10 protein-coding genes and 1 pseudogene are annotated in these 14,361 nt (G+C 62.4%); 9 read left to right on the top strand and 2 right to left on the bottom strand.

Features of this window, described 5'->3' with window-relative positions:
* Positions 1-2: 2 nt before the first annotated feature.
* The 5 genes from HCN58_RS35260 (at position 3) to HCN58_RS00470 (ending at position 4,806) form a co-directional block, all read left to right on the top strand.
* Complete coding sequence (locus tag HCN58_RS35260) at positions 3-716, top strand: cation:proton antiporter (protein WP_210265820.1); 714 nt, start codon at positions 3-5, stop codon at positions 714-716.
* A gap of 15 nt (positions 717-731) precedes the next feature.
* Positions 732-986 (top strand): universal stress protein, encoded by a 255-nt coding sequence (locus HCN58_RS37320; protein ID WP_171577421.1) that lies wholly within the window; start codon positions 732-734, stop codon positions 984-986.
* Complete coding sequence (locus HCN58_RS36690) at positions 968-1,150, top strand: universal stress protein (protein WP_171577422.1); 183 nt, start codon at positions 968-970, stop codon at positions 1,148-1,150. Before HCN58_RS37320 ends, HCN58_RS36690 begins: the two co-directional genes overlap by 19 nt.
* A 205-nt stretch (positions 1,151-1,355) precedes the next feature.
* Positions 1,356-2,789: a sigma-54-dependent transcriptional regulator gene (locus HCN58_RS00465; RefSeq protein ID WP_171577423.1), complete on the top strand. Its 1,434-nt coding sequence runs from the start codon at positions 1,356-1,358 to the stop codon at positions 2,787-2,789.
* Positions 2,782-4,806: a sensor histidine kinase gene (locus tag HCN58_RS00470; RefSeq protein WP_171577424.1), complete on the top strand. Its 2,025-nt coding sequence runs from the start codon at positions 2,782-2,784 to the stop codon at positions 4,804-4,806. Before HCN58_RS00465 ends, HCN58_RS00470 begins: the two co-directional genes overlap by 8 nt.
* Positions 4,807-5,014: 208 nt before the next feature.
* Here the strand turns inward: HCN58_RS00470 and HCN58_RS00475 are convergent, their stop codons facing one another.
* Positions 5,015-5,335, bottom strand: coding sequence for a hypothetical protein (locus HCN58_RS00475; RefSeq protein ID WP_311966763.1), 321 nt, complete (start codon positions 5,333-5,335; stop codon positions 5,015-5,017).
* Here HCN58_RS00475 and HCN58_RS00480 point away from each other — a divergent pair.
* From HCN58_RS00480 to HCN58_RS00495, 4 genes and pseudogenes are all read left to right on the top strand, one after another.
* A complete protein-coding gene (locus tag HCN58_RS00480; RefSeq protein WP_311966762.1) occupies positions 5,241-6,869 on the top strand; it encodes an OFA family MFS transporter in 1,629 nt (542 codons plus the stop codon). The two genes, HCN58_RS00475 and HCN58_RS00480, sit on opposite strands and share 95 nt — an antisense overlap.
* Before the next feature lie 324 nt (positions 6,870-7,193).
* A complete protein-coding gene (locus HCN58_RS00485) occupies positions 7,194-8,912 on the top strand; it encodes an NADH-ubiquinone oxidoreductase-F iron-sulfur binding region domain-containing protein (RefSeq protein WP_171577427.1) in 1,719 nt (572 codons plus the stop codon).
* Positions 8,909-11,674 (top strand): formate dehydrogenase subunit alpha, encoded by a 2,766-nt coding sequence (gene fdhF / locus HCN58_RS00490; RefSeq protein ID WP_171577428.1) that lies wholly within the window; start codon positions 8,909-8,911, stop codon positions 11,672-11,674. Before HCN58_RS00485 ends, fdhF begins: the two co-directional genes overlap by 4 nt.
* A gap of 408 nt (positions 11,675-12,082) precedes the next feature.
* Positions 12,083-12,247 (top strand): annotated as a pseudogene (locus HCN58_RS00495) (winged helix-turn-helix domain-containing protein); the annotation flags it as partial.
* 289 nt (positions 12,248-12,536) lie between these two features.
* On the opposite strand, the gene HCN58_RS00500 reads toward HCN58_RS00495, so the two are convergent.
* Entirely contained in the window at positions 12,537-14,144 is a 1,608-nt protein-coding gene (locus HCN58_RS00500; RefSeq protein WP_171577429.1) for an AMP-binding protein, read from the bottom strand.
* Positions 14,145-14,361: the final 217 nt, after the last annotated feature.

The raw sequence follows: 14,361 nt of genomic DNA on the forward strand, positions 1-14,361 counted from the left end.
TGGTGGCACTGGGACTGATCTTCGCGCCATTCCTGTTAAAGACTGTTATTTTTCTGACGACAGGGTCCATCGTATTCCTGGTGCTGCCATGGCTGACGCCGCGTTTTTTCAAGCTGTACGGAAATCGCCCTTCCGAACTCGAAACCAAGTTCCTGCTGCTTTGTCTGTTTGGAATGGGTGCGCTGGCTGCGTGGGCAGACAGTGAGGCGGTGTTGCCTGCCTATCTCATTGGCATGGTGCTGGCTGGAACCGTCGGGAAGGATCACGCGCTGATCCGGCGGCTGAGGACGCTGACGTTCGGCTTTCTAACGCCCTTCTACTTCATTCGGGCGGGATCTCTCGTCTCGATACCCTCCCTGATAGCAGCTCCGGCTGCTTTCCTTTTCTTCCTGGTGGTCAAGATCGGCACCAAGATCGTCGGTATCTCACCCGTCACGAAACTCTTCGCCGCACCGGATCGGGAGGCGATGTACACGACGCTGCTGATGTCGACCGGGCTGACCTTCGGCACGATTTCCGCCCTGTTCGGCCTTTCGCACGGCATTATCGATCAGGCGCAGTACTCGGTCCTGGTTGCGACCGTGATCGGCAGTGCGGTCATCCCCACGTTAATCGCAAACGCATTCTATCTGCCACGACACCTGGTGCCCAGGTTCGGATCGGAAGAGGAGCAAGCAGCGGAGCGGCCGACGGCGCTGGCCGCTTCCGATCGGTAGCAGAAAGTATGGGCGATGTTCAAAACGGTTCTGCATGCCGATGATGGATCGGACGCGGCGTTCAGGGCATTGGCCCTCGCAATCGCCGTGACACGGCAGAATGCTGGTTCGCTTCACCTCGTTTGCGTCGAAGAAATTCCGCCGATGCCGGAATACCTGGAAGAGATCAGGGAAGCAAAGGGGATCGCCGCACGCCGATTTCATCCGGTCGTGGAACGGGCTCGTCGTTTGGCGCAACAGGCGGGCTCGGGATGCATGTTCACGTCGTGAGCGGCCATCCGGTGCGGATGATTATGGACCTCGTTCCACAGATCGGCGCAGACCTGCTGGTGATCGGCGCTACCGGTCACTCGGCCCTGTATGAGCGAATGATCGGAAGCCGCGCCGATCGAATCGTTCAGATGGCAGCATGTCCGGTCCTGGTTATGAAATAAATTGCGGCGAACTGCGGCGCGACCCTACGACGAGGTCCAGATTACGGAGAGGGCGGAAAGCGGCACTCTTGATAAGATAGCCAAATCGGCCGATAGAGAAGGAAAATGCTTGAGCGATCCTGCGGTAAACCCTCGCCCGTCAATTAGACGAGTTCACCACAGCGTGCGATTGCCGGGTGCGACAATCGGTCATACAAGTCCCGGCATGAACTTCCCGACATCGAAGGCGAGCGCAGCGGCATCTCCTGCCACAGTCAATGAACCGGCGGCCAGGTCAGGCAAGCCGGCCGGCGGTTCCGAGTTCAGCGCGCTGGCGCAGGCATCGATCCTGATCGTCGATGACGAGCCCGGCATGCGCAATTTTCTCGTCCGCACGCTAGGGCCGAGCTGCAAGCATGTGGAAGAGGCCGCCGACACCGACGAAGCCTCGCGCAAGCTCGACAAGAGCCGGTTCGACGTCGTCATCCTCGACAACATTATGCCGGGCAAGAACGGCGTCGATTGGTTGGCCGAGCAGCGGGCCGTCGGGTTCTTCGCCGACGCCATCCTGATTACAGCCTATGCCGATCTCGATACCGCGATCCAGGCGCTACGCGCAGGTGCGGTCGACTTCGTGCTAAAGCCGTTCCGCTCGAACCAGATACTCAATGCGGTGGCGCGCTGCCTCGACCGCGTCCGGCTGCAGCGCGAGAATTACGTTTTGCGCTATGCGCTGCGCGCTTCATCCGATCGCACCTTCTTGCGCGACAATCTGATCGGGGAGTCGCCGGCGGCCCGCAGCGTGCGGGAAACCATTGCCCGCGTTGCCCGCCTGCCGACATCGATCCTGCTCACCGGCGAATCCGGCACCGGCAAAGAAGTCGCCGCGCGCTCGATTCACTCCTTGTCGGACCGCGCAGACAAGCCCTTCGTCCCCGTCAATTGCGCGGCGATTCCGCCCGAGATGATCGAGGCCGAGTTGTTCGGGCACATCAAGGGTGCCTTCACCGGCGCGGACAGCGGTCGGGAGGGCCTGTTCCTTTATGCGCATGGCGGCACGCTGTTCCTCGACGAAATCGGCGAATTGCCGCTACCGATGCAGAGCAAACTGCTCCGTGTTCTGGAGGACCGCCGTGTCCGTCCCGTCGGCTCCGAGCGTGAAGTGCCGGTCGATCTTCGCTTGATCTTTGCGACCAACGCTGATCTGCAGAAGGCAGTAGAGAAGGGACGGTTTCGCGCCGACCTCTATTACCGCCTGAATGTTATGCAGATTCATCTGCCGCTATTGAAGGATCGCGGCGACGACGTGCAGGAGCTCGCCACCATCTTCATGAACAAGCTCTCGACGCAGCTCGGCATGCCGCCGGTACCGATCGATAGCGCCGTGCGGGCCGCACTGGCGAGTTACGACTGGCCTGGCAACGTGCGTGAGCTGCGCAATTTAATCGAGCGCACGTTGATCCTCGGCGCGTTTCCGGACGATTTCGCCGGGCCACGGAACGAGGGGCAGGTCGGCACCGCAGACAGTCTGGCAGACTTGGAGCGCCGGCACATTCTTTCGGTGCTGAAGGAGACCTGCGGCAACCGCGAGGAAGCGGCGCGGCGGCTCGGCATCTCGCGCAAGACCATCGACCGCAAACTCGCGTTATGGAATGGCTGACCGGGCGGGCCGCATCGAGGGGCCGGTGCGCGGGCGCTCCGTCCGCTTCCGGCTGCTCGCCATTGCGCTGCTGCCGATGCTGGTCATCCTGCCGCTTCTGCTTGGCGTCGCCATCTATCGCTGGAACGCGCGGTTCGACGCTACGCTGATCTCCAAGGTGAACGGCGATCTCACCATCGCCCACCAATACCTCGCTCGCATTCTGGAAAAAACCGGCGTTCAGATCCGCGGGCTGAGCCTCTCGTTCCGCTTCCGCGAGGTCGAAGAGCGCGAAACGCTCGCCGCCGTGGAGACCTTGCTCGAACAGTCCCGCAAGGAGATGGGTCTCGACTTCCTCTATTTGATGGATGCCGGTGGAAAGGTTGTCGCCTCGTCACCCGCGCTTAAGGGCATGCCAAGGGCCGACTGGCCGATCATCACATCGGCGCTATCAGGCGAATCCCCGTCGACGGGCATCGACATCTTCACCAACGACGAACTTGCGGCGATTTCGCCAGCGCTTGCCCAGCGCGCGGGTCTCGACCTGGTGCCGACCCCAAACGCGGCGCCGACCGATCGCAGCACGGAAACCCATGGCATGGTGGTGCATGCGGCCAGCCGCGCAACGGCGCCCGGAGGCGGGCCTGCCGCGCTGGTTGGCGGGATTCTGCTGAACCAGAATCTGGAATTCATCGATACCATCAACGACCTCGTCTATCGGGCGGCCAGCCTGCCCGAGGGCAGCCAGGGAACGGCAACGCTGTTTCTCGACGATGTGCGGATCTCGACCAATGTCCGCCTGTTCGAGGGACGACGCGCGCTGGGAACGCGGGTGTCGGGGGCGGTGCGCTCTGCGGTGATGGGGGAGGGGCGCACCTGGCTGGACAGCGCCTTCGTCGTCAACGACTGGTATATCTCGGCCTATGAGCCGCTCGTCGACACCTACGGCAAGCGCGTCGGCATGCTTTATGTAGGATTTCTGCAGAAGCCGTTCAACGACGCGAAGCTCGAGACGCTCCTGATCATTGCGCTCGCGTTCATCGCGATCACGGCGGCAAGCGTGCCGATCTTCCTGCGCTGGGCGCAGTCGATCTTCATGCCGCTCGAACGCGTCACGGCGACGATCGGCGAAGTCGAGAGCGGTAATCTCTCCGCGCGGACCAAGTTGCCGGCATCGGGCGACGAGATCGGCCGGGTGGCGGTTCACCTCGATACGCTGCTGGACCAGATTCAGGAGCGCGATCGCCAGTTGCGTGAGTGGAACGAGGAATTGAACACGCGGGTACGCGAGCGCACCCGCGACCTCGAATTTGCCAATCTGAAGCTCGAGGCGACTACCAAGCAGCTCATCATGTCCGAAAAGCTCGCCGCGATCGGCGAGATCACGGCCGGCGTGGCGCATGAGATCAACAATCCCATCGCGGTGATGCAGGGCAATCTCGATGTCATCCGCAGCGTGATCGGCGCTGACGTCGAAAAAGCCAAGGTCGAGTTTCGCCTGGTTGACGAGCAGATCCATCGGATCAGCCAGATCGTCACCAAGCTCCTGCAGTTCGCCCGGCCGGAAGAATATGCCGGCTATGTCGAGCGGCATGCGCCCGGAAGCGTGGTGGCGGACTGCCTGCCGCTGGTGCAGCATCTCCTGAACAAGACCGAAATCGGGGTCGTGCGGGAAGATCGGGCGAGCCGTCTGGTCCTGATGAACCGCACCGAGCTGCAGCAGGTCGTGATCAACCTGATCGTCAACGCAATCCACGCCATGCCGGACGGTGGCAGCCTGACCCTTTGTTCATACGACGCTGACCGCGACGGCGTGCCTGGCATTGTCATCGAGGTGGCGGACACCGGGATCGGCATGGGCGCCGACGTCGTGGAAAAGGTCTTCGATCCCTTTTTTACAACGAAGCGCCGCGACGGCACCGGCCTTGGTCTCTCCATTAGTCAGACGCTGATCAAGCGCCAGCGTGGCCAGATTACAGTGGAAAGCCAAGTCGGCCGAGGGAGCACGTTCCGCGTTTGGCTTCCGGAGGCCAGCTAAGCCCGATTGACTTGGACATTTTGTCCGGCAGGTCCGGACATTTTGTCTTGAGCAGCAGGAGAGTCATCCGCAAGTCATTGATTTCCGGCATCGTGCGATTTGGCACATGGATTGCTCACTCCTTTTCAACAAATTGAAAGGGAGGGCCAACGACCAGCGGCGCATAGTCGAATTGAGCTGTTGCCCGGGCAATCATGCCGGCAAAATCTCACCTCAATTGGCCGGCATTGCTGCGCGCATAGTCAAAAGCATCAGGGTGGATGTTCTCGAATGCGCGTGTCGATTCCGCGCGTTCCGGAATCGCATGGAACAGCAGGATGGGGCTGCTCCACTGCGTAGCTGAAGATGACGGATCGAAGACGGTAAAACAAACGCCCAGTTCAAGTGGGTTGCAGGGGAAAATAGCGATGACAACAATCAGCAGCGCCGGGAGCATCCCCGGTGCAGGAACGGGATTCCTTGATAAAGAGCGCACGATCGCGACCGCCGGCTTCAATCGCTGGTTGGTTCCACCGGCGGCGCTTTGCATTCATCTCTGCATCGGCATGGCCTATGGTTTCAGCGTGTTCTGGCTGCCTCTGTCGCGCGCGATCGGCGTGACCGCGCCGAAGGCCTGCCCCGACATGACCCTGGTGCAGGAATTGTTCACCACCACCTGCGACTGGAAGGTCGCCAGCATGGGCTGGATGTACACGCTGTTCTTCGTGCTGCTCGGCGTCTCCGCCGCGATCTGGGGCGGTTGGCTGGAGCGTGTCGGACCGCGCAAGGCGGGTTTTGTGTCGGCGCTGTGCTGGTGCGGTGGTCTGGTGCTCGGCGCGATCGGCATCATCACCCATCAATTGTGGCTGTTGTGGCTAGGCTCCGGCGTCATCGGAGGCATCGGGCTCGGTCTCGGCTACATCTCGCCGGTGTCGACGCTGGTAAAATGGTTTCCGGATCGCCGCGGCATGGCGACCGGCATGGCCATAATGGGTTTTGGCGGCGGCGCCATGATCGGCGCGCCGCTGGCGAACCTCTTGATGAACTATTTCAAGTCGCCGACCTCGGTCGGCGCCTGGGAAACTTTCATCGCCATGGGCGCGATCTATTTCGTGTTCATGATGATCGGCGCCTTCCGCTATCGTATTCCGCCGGCGGGCTGGCGGCCCGAGGGCTGGACGCCGCCGGCCAAGGCCAATGCGATGATCTCGCAGAACCACGTCCACCTGAAGGACGCGCACAAGACGCCGCAGTTCTGGCTGATCTGGTGGGTGCTCTGCCTCAATGTCTCCGCCGGCATCGGCGTGATCGGTATGGCCTCGCCGATGTTGCAGGAAATCTTCGCCGGCAAGCTGATCGGCTTGCCCGACATCGGCTTCAACCAGCTTGACGCCACGCAGAAGGCGACGATTGCGGGTATCGCGGCCGGCTTCGCCGGGCTGCTCTCGCTGTTCAACATCGGCGGCCGGTTCTTCTGGGCCTCGCTGTCGGACAAGATGGGCCGCAAGAACACCTATTATACGTTCTTCATCCTGGGCATCGTCCTCTACGCGCTGGCGCCGACCTTCGCCGCGATGGGCTCGAAGCTTCTGTTCGTGCTCGGCTTCGGCATCATCCTGTCGATGTATGGCGGCGGCTTCGCCACCGTGCCGGCCTATCTCGCCGACATGTTCGGCACGCAGTTCGTGGGTGCCATTCATGGCCGTCTGCTGACGGCGTGGTCGACCGCGGGTATCATCGGCCCTGTCGTGGTGAACTATATCCGCGAGTTCCAGCTCGCGGCCGGCGTTCCGCGTGACCAGCTTTACAACACCACGATGTACATCCTGTGTGCGATGCTGATCGCCGGCCTGATCTGCAACTACCTGATCAAGCCGGTTGACGCGAAATGGCACATGAGCGATGCCGAGGTTGCCAAGCTGCAAGCGGCGACGGCGAGCGCGGGTCAATCGGGACCGTCAGGCTCCTATGGCATCGGGTTCGGCGGGCTCGACGCCAAGGCCGCGCTGTTCTGGGCTTTCGTCGGCATTCCGCTGGCCTGGGGCGTGTGGAAGACGCTGGAAAGCGCCGTCAAGATACTCTGATCATCCCAGCGTCGCGGGGCGAGCGTCCCGCGACGCCATTTCATATGCGATGTTCCCTGCGATGTCGAACTCAAATCGAGCCATCGGAAATCTAGATCAATGCGCATTCGCAATCGCAGCATGAGACGGCTTTATTGATCTCCGGAGCAAATTCGCGTTCTCATCCAGCGATCAGGCAAAGCGCGCCAAATGTGGTGGCTCCAAGCGCCGACAGGATCGAAAGCTCGCGGCCTGTGTTGCCTTAAATATCTGATAAACTTCTTGGCATCTGGCATGCCACGAACTAGAGTTGGCCGGCAGATTGGCAGGAACGAGACCGTTTCGATGGATCACGACGTACACGACCTACAAAAAGTCCGCTCGTTCGAACATCCGGGCGCGGGACGGAAGCGGGCCAAGGCGACACCCAAGGGCCGCCAGGTCGATCCCACCGCCGCGCACGAAATCGAGCTCCTGCTCGGCGACCGGCCGCGGCGGCGCGATCTCCTGATCGAGCATCTGCACCTGATCCAGGACAAGTATCGCCAGATATCGGCGGCGCATCTGGCAGCACTTGCCGATGAGATGAAACTGTCGTTTGCGGAAGTGTTCGAGACCGCGACCTTCTACGCGCATTTCGACGTGGTGAAGGAAGGCGCGGCCGATATCGCGCCGTTGACCATCCGCGTCTGCGATTCGCTAACCTGCGCCATGATGGGCGCGGAAAAGCTGCTGCACGAATTGCAGGACAGTGCCGGCCCGGGCATCCGCGTGGTGCGCGCGCCCTGCGTCGGCCGCTGCGATACCGCGCCGGCTGCCGAAGTCGGCCATCACTTCGTCGATCATGCCACCGTGACGAACGTGCTCGCCACTGCCAAGGCCGGCGACACGCATGCGCATCTGCCCAAATATACCGAGTATGACGCTTATGTCGCAGGCGGCGGCTACAAGCTGCTCAATAGCCTGCAGTCGGGCGAACTGAGCAGGGAAGATCTGCTGAAGGCGCTCGATGACGCTTCGCTGCGCGGGCTCGGCGGCGCGGGCTTTCCGACGGGACGCAAATGGCGCGCGGTGCTGGGCGAGCCCGGCCCGCGGCTGATGGCGATCAATGGCGACGAGGGCGAGCCCGGCACGTTCAAGGATCGCTACTACCTCGAAACCGATCCGCATCGCTTCATCGAGGGCATGCTGATCGGCGCGCATGTCGTTGAAGCGACCGACGTCTATATCTATTTGCGCGACGAATATCCGGCGTCACGCGAAATCCTCACCCGCGAAATCGCAAAATTGCCGCCGGGCGGTCCCGTGCTGCATATGCGACGCGGCGCCGGCGCCTATATCTGCGGCGAGGAATCCTCACTGCTTGAGTCGATCGAGGGCAAGCGCGGCTTGCCCAGGCACAAGCCGCCTTATCCGTTCCAGGTCGGCCTGTTCGGCCTGCCGACGCTGATCAACAATATCGAGACGCTGTGGTGGGTGCGCGACATCGTCGAGAAGGGCGCCAGTTGGTGGAAGAGCCACGGCCGCAACGACCGTCACGGCCTGCGCAGCTATTCGGTGTCGGGCCGCGTGAAAAATCCCGGCATGAAGTTGGCGCCGGCCGGCATCACCGTGCGCGAACTGATCGACGAGTTCTGCGGCGGCATGGCGGACGGACACATTTTCCACGCCTATCTGCCGGGCGGCGCGTCGGGCGGCATTTTGCCGGCTTCGATGGACAACATCCCGCTCGATTTCGGCACGCTGGAAAAATACGGCTGCTTCATCGGCTCGGCAGCCGTCGTTATCCTATCCGAGCAGGACAGCGTGAAGGGCGCGGCGCTGAACCTGATGAAATTCTTCGAGGATGAAAGCTGCGGCCAGTGTACGCCGTGCCGGGTCGGCACGCAGAAGGCCGCGCTCCTGATGCAGCGGCCGGTCTGGAACCGCGAATTGCTCGACCAGTTGAGCCAGGCGATGCGCGACGCCTCGATCTGCGGGCTCGGACAAGCCGCCTCGAATCCACTGACCTCAGTGATTAAATATTTTCCGGAAGAATTCGTGCCGAAAGAGGCCGCGGAATGACGAAGATTCAGTTCGAACTCGACGGCCAACAGGTCGAGGCCAACGCCGGCGAGACCATCTGGCAGGTCGCAAAACGCCACCAGAAGGAAATCCCGCATCTCTGCTATTCGCCGGAGCCCGACTACCGGCCCGACGGCAATTGCCGCGCCTGCATGGTCGAGATCGAGGGCGAGCGCGTGCTGGCGGCGTCCTGTAAACGGACGCCAAGCGTCGGCATGAAGGTGAAGACCGAGAGCGCCCGCGCGGTCGCAGCGCAGAAGATGGTCATGGAATTGCTGGTCGCCGACCAGCCGGCGCGCGAGACCTCGCACGATCCCGACTCGAAATTCTGGCACTGGGCCGAAAAGGTCGAGGTGACCGAGAGCCGCTTTCCCGCGGCTGAACGCTGGGCGGGCGACACCAGCCATCCCGCCATGAGCGTCAATCTCGACGCCTGCATCCAGTGCGGCCTGTGCGTGCGCGCCTGCCGCGAGGTGCAGGTCAACGACGTCATCGGCATGGCCTATCGCAACGCCGGTGCCAAGATCGTGTTCGACTTCGACGATCCCATGGGTGAATCGACTTGCGTCGCGTGCGGCGAGTGCGTGCAGGCGTGCCCAACCGGCGCACTTATGCCCTCGGTGATGCTGGACGAGAAGCAGACCCGCGTCACCTATGCTGACAGACAAGTGGATTCGCTCTGCCCGTTCTGCGGCGTCGGCTGCCAGGTCACCTATCAGGTCAAGGACGAGAAGGTCATTTACGCCGAGGGCCGTGACGGGCCGGCCAACCATAACCGGCTCTGCGTCAAGGGCCGCTTTGGATTTGATTACATCCACCACCCGCACCGGCTGACCAAGCCGCTGGTGCGGCTGCCGAATGCGAAGAAGGATGCCAACGATCAGGTCGATCCAGCCAATCCGTTCACGCATTTCCGCGAAGCATCCTGGGAAGAGGCGCTGGATATCGCGGCAAAAGGACTCGTGAAAATTCGTGACGAGAAGGGCGTCAAGGCGCTGGCCGGTTTCGGCTCCGCAAAAGGCTCCAACGAAGAAGCGTATCTGTTCCAAAAGCTGGTGCGCACCGGCTTCGGCTCCAACAATGTCGATCACTGCACGCGACTGTGCCACGCCTCCTCGGTGGCGGCGCTGATGGAAGGGCTGAACTCGGGCGCGGTGTCGGCACCGTTTGCCGCGGCGATGGACGCTGAAGTCATCATCGTGATCGGCGCCAACCCCACCGTGAACCATCCGGTGGCGGCGACCTACCTCAAGAACGCCGCCAAGCGCGGCGCCAAGCTGATCGTGATGGATCCGCGCAAGCAGGCGCTGTCGCGCCACGCCTGGAAGCATCTCGCCTTCAAGCCCGGCAGTGACGTCGCGATGCTGAACGCGATGCTGCACACCATCATCACCGAAGGGCTGACGGACCAGCAATACATCGCGGGCTATACCGAAGGCTTTGACGAGCTTGCCGAGCGCATCAAGGAATTCCCGCCAGAGAAGATGGAAGCGATCTGCGGTATCCCTGCGGAGACGCTGAAGGAAGTGGCGCGGGTCTACGCACGTTCGCGCGCCTCGATCATCTTCTGGGGCATGGGCATCAGCCAGCACATCCACGGCACCGACAATGCGCGCTGCCTGATCGCACTGGCGCTGACCACAGGCCAGGTCGGCCGTCCCGGCACCGGGCTACATCCGCTGCGCGGCCAGAACAACGTGCAGGGCGCTTCCGACGCCGGCCTGATTCCGATGTTTTTGCCGGATTACCAGCCGGTCGGACGCACCGATCTGCGCGAGCCGTTCGAAAAGCTCTGGCACCAGGACCTCGATCCAGTGCGCGGCCTCACCGTCGTCGAGATCATGAACGCGATCCACGCCGGCGAGATCACGGGCATGTATATCGAGGGCGAAAACCCCGCAATGTCGGATCCCGACCTGCAGCACGCGCGCGAAGCGCTGGCGATGCTCGATCATCTGGTAGTACAGGATCTCTTCGTCACGGAGACGGCGTTCCACGCCGACGTAATCCTCCCGGCCTCGGCTTTTGCGGAAAAGAGCGGCACGTTCACCAACACCGATCGCCGCGTGCAGCTCGCGCGCGAGGTGATCCGGCCGCCGGGCGATGCGCGACAGGATCTCTGGATCATCCAGGAAATCGGCAAGCGCATGGGTCTTCCCTGGAACTACAACGGCCCGGCCGATGTCTTCACCGAGATGACGCAGGTGATGCCGTCGCTGAACAACATCACCTGGGAGCGGTTGGTGCGCGAGGGCGCGGTGACCTATCCGGTCGACGACCCGAACAAGCCCGGCAACGAGATCATCTTCACTACGGGCTTCCCGACCGAGAGCGGCCGCGGCAAGATCGTGCCGGCGAAGGTGGTGCCGCCAGACGAGATACCCGACGCCGAATATCCGATGGTGCTGTCCACGGGCCGCGTGCTCGAACACTGGCATACGGGATCGATGACCCGCCGCGCCAGCGTGCTCGACCAGATCGAGCCCGAGGCGGTGGCGTTCATGTCGCCAAAGGACATGCGACGCTTAAGCGTCTGGCCCGGCGATTTCATTAAGCTGGAAACCCGCCGTGGCGCCGTCGAGGTCAAGGTGCGCTCCGACCGCGACGTGCCGGAGAACATGGTGTTCATGCCGTTCTGCTACGCGGAAGCGGCAGCGAACCTGTTGACCAACCCCGCGCTCGATCCGTTCGGCAAGATCCCTGAATTCAAGTTCTGCGCAGTCCGTGCCGAAAAGGTGGCGCTGCAATCGGCGGCGGAGTAGCAATCAACCGTAGGCCGGATGAGCGAACCGATATCCGGGGCAGGTTGTTGATAGAGTCCCGGATGTCGCTGCGCTCCATACGGGCTACAAACCTCACGCAAAATTGTCGCTGCAAACCCGCTCGTGAAGCGGCCTGACATCCTGCGGCACGGGCGGGACGCTGGTCCGGCTCCACGGCGGGCTGATACGCTGCGCTTCGACAAGAGTGCCAAGAACCGCCAGCGCCAGATCGGTATGACGAGCTCGACGGACTGATCGAGCCAGTCCGGCAGTTCGCGCTGCCGCGACAACGCGCAGCACCATTCGCGCTCATCATAGGCGATCCGCCGAATCTGCCATTGCGGTAATTCCAGATCGATCAGCGCCAGCGCGGCATCAATCCAGGCGTGAGATTGGATCAATTGCTCGACGCGGGCGCTCCTCTTGAAGGAGCTGTGGGACGAACTGACCGATGCGCAATACCTGCGTGTCTATGTCCGCCAGCTCCGCCAGAAGATCGAAGCCGACTCCGAGCGCCCGCAATTCGTGTTGACCGAGACGGGGATCGGGTATCGGCTGCGGGCGCCGGATTGAACAGACCTCCGATAGGTCAGTTTCGTGCGTACGGCTTGTTGCGGGTCGGCTTGCCGCTGGCAGCGTGAGACTGAAGTGGTATGTTTCTCCGCAGGTATCTGACCCGGGCCGGCCCCGCCCGGGTGAATCAGAGCAGGAGGACGCAACGCCATGGCTGAGAGCGCGCGCGTTAGCGCTGCTGATCCGGGGCCCACATGCTGCAGCGGTGGGTCCCGGCTCTGCGGCGCAGCGCTGCACGCTGCACCGCGTCCGGGACACGGATAGTGACGCGATCAAAAGTATTCACGAACTAGATCGCCGCCATCTCGCCCTTGGTGCAGGCTTCCCGCAGCTTGAACTTCTGGATCTTGCCCGATCCGGTCAGCGGGAACGCATCTACGACGTACCAGTGTTTTGGCGTTTTGTGCGGGGCGAGGGAAGCACGCATGTAGGCGATCAGTTCTTCCTTGTCGATCGCGGCGCCGGGCGCCGGGCGGATGAAGGCTGCGACCTCTTCGCCCCATTTCTCGTGGGGCTGCCCGATCACGGCGACTTCGCCGACCTTGGGATGTTTGAACAGCAATTCCTCCAACTCGCGCGGATAGATGTTTTCGCCGCCGCGGATGATCATGTCCTTCAGACGGCCCTCCACCGTGCAATAGCCGCGCGCGTCCATCGCGCAGAGATCGCCGGTGTGCAGCCAGCCGTCGGCATCGATCGCAGCCGCCGTCGCATCAGGCATTTCGAAGTAGCCGATCATCACGTGATAGCCGCGGGTGCAAAATTCGCCGATCGTGCCGATCGGCACGGTCTCGCCGGTATTGGGATCGATGATCTTGGTTTCCATGTTGGGCAGCGGCAGGCCGATGGTGCTGGCCTTGTCCTCGACGCTGTCGGTGGTGCGGGTCTGCGCCGCGACCGGCGAGCATTCGGTCTGGCCGAAAACAATCGTAAAGGGCGCGCCGAGCTTTTCCTCCAATAGCCGCACCAGCGAGGCAGGCACCGTGGAGCCGCCGGAGCAGATCGCCTTGACCGATGACAGATCGGTCGCCGCGAATGTCGGATGCTCCAGCATCGCGACCAGCATGGTGGGCACGCCGAGCATCGCATTGCCGCGATAGGTCCCGAGCATTTCCAGCACCAGTCCGGGCTCGAAGGCCTCGACCAGCACCTGGGTCGCGGCTTTCGATACCGCGCCGATCACGCAGCAGACGCAGCCGCCGGTATGGAACAACGGCATCGTGGTGACGAAGACGTCGCCGGCGTCGACGCCCATCCGGTCGGCGGAATCCGCGCCGTTGTTCAGCAACCCGCGATGTCGGAGCAGGGCGCCTTTCGGAAAGCCGGTCGTGCCCGACGTGTATTGGATCATGACGGGGTCATCCGGAGTGACGGGCGGCAGTTTGATGCCTTCGTCGTCGCCTGCCGCAATGAAGGCATTCCAGTTATCGAAGCAGATGATCTCGCGCAGCTCGGGGCAGTTCGGCGCCACCGCCTGAACCGTTTCCAGCATCGGATTGCCGCGGAAGCCGTTGATAACGAAGATGCCGGCCGAGCGCGACTGCTTCAGCACATATTCGACCTCCCGGGCGCGGAAGGCCGGGTTGACCGTGACGAGGATCATGCCCGCCATGCCGGCGCCGAATTCGAGCATCACCCATTCCGGGATGTTCTGTGCCCAGACGGCAATGCGCTCGCCGGGCTTGAAGCGTGATAGCAACGCGCGGGCGGTGCGCTGGGCCTCCCGGTAGAACGCCGCATAAGTCCATTGCCGCCGCTGCGCCGGGTCAGGCACGCCCGCGATCAGGGCGAGGCGATCGGGCGCTGCCTCAGCCGCCCTGCGCAAGAGATCGCCGAACGTCATTTCCCGCACCGCAGGCGTGGTCGGTCCTGCGACGTGCGACTTCGTCAATGCCATCAAATCCTCCCCGTCTGGCGCGCTATTGTTGGTAGCGTCAGTTCCCACGGAGAAAATGCCTTCCGGTTTCGTGTATTGCAAGCTGGACTGAGGCGAACGTGCCCTAGAATCGAAGCGTTAGGCGAAGAAGCCGCGGCAGCAATCCCGTCATTGCGAGCGAAGCGAAGCAATCCATCGCTCCACGCGCGCGGAGAGGTGGATTGCTTCGTCGCCGACG

This window comes from Bradyrhizobium australiense (genome assembly GCF_013114825.1).
In the GTDB taxonomy this organism is placed as follows: domain Bacteria; phylum Pseudomonadota; class Alphaproteobacteria; order Rhizobiales; family Xanthobacteraceae; genus Bradyrhizobium; species Bradyrhizobium australiense.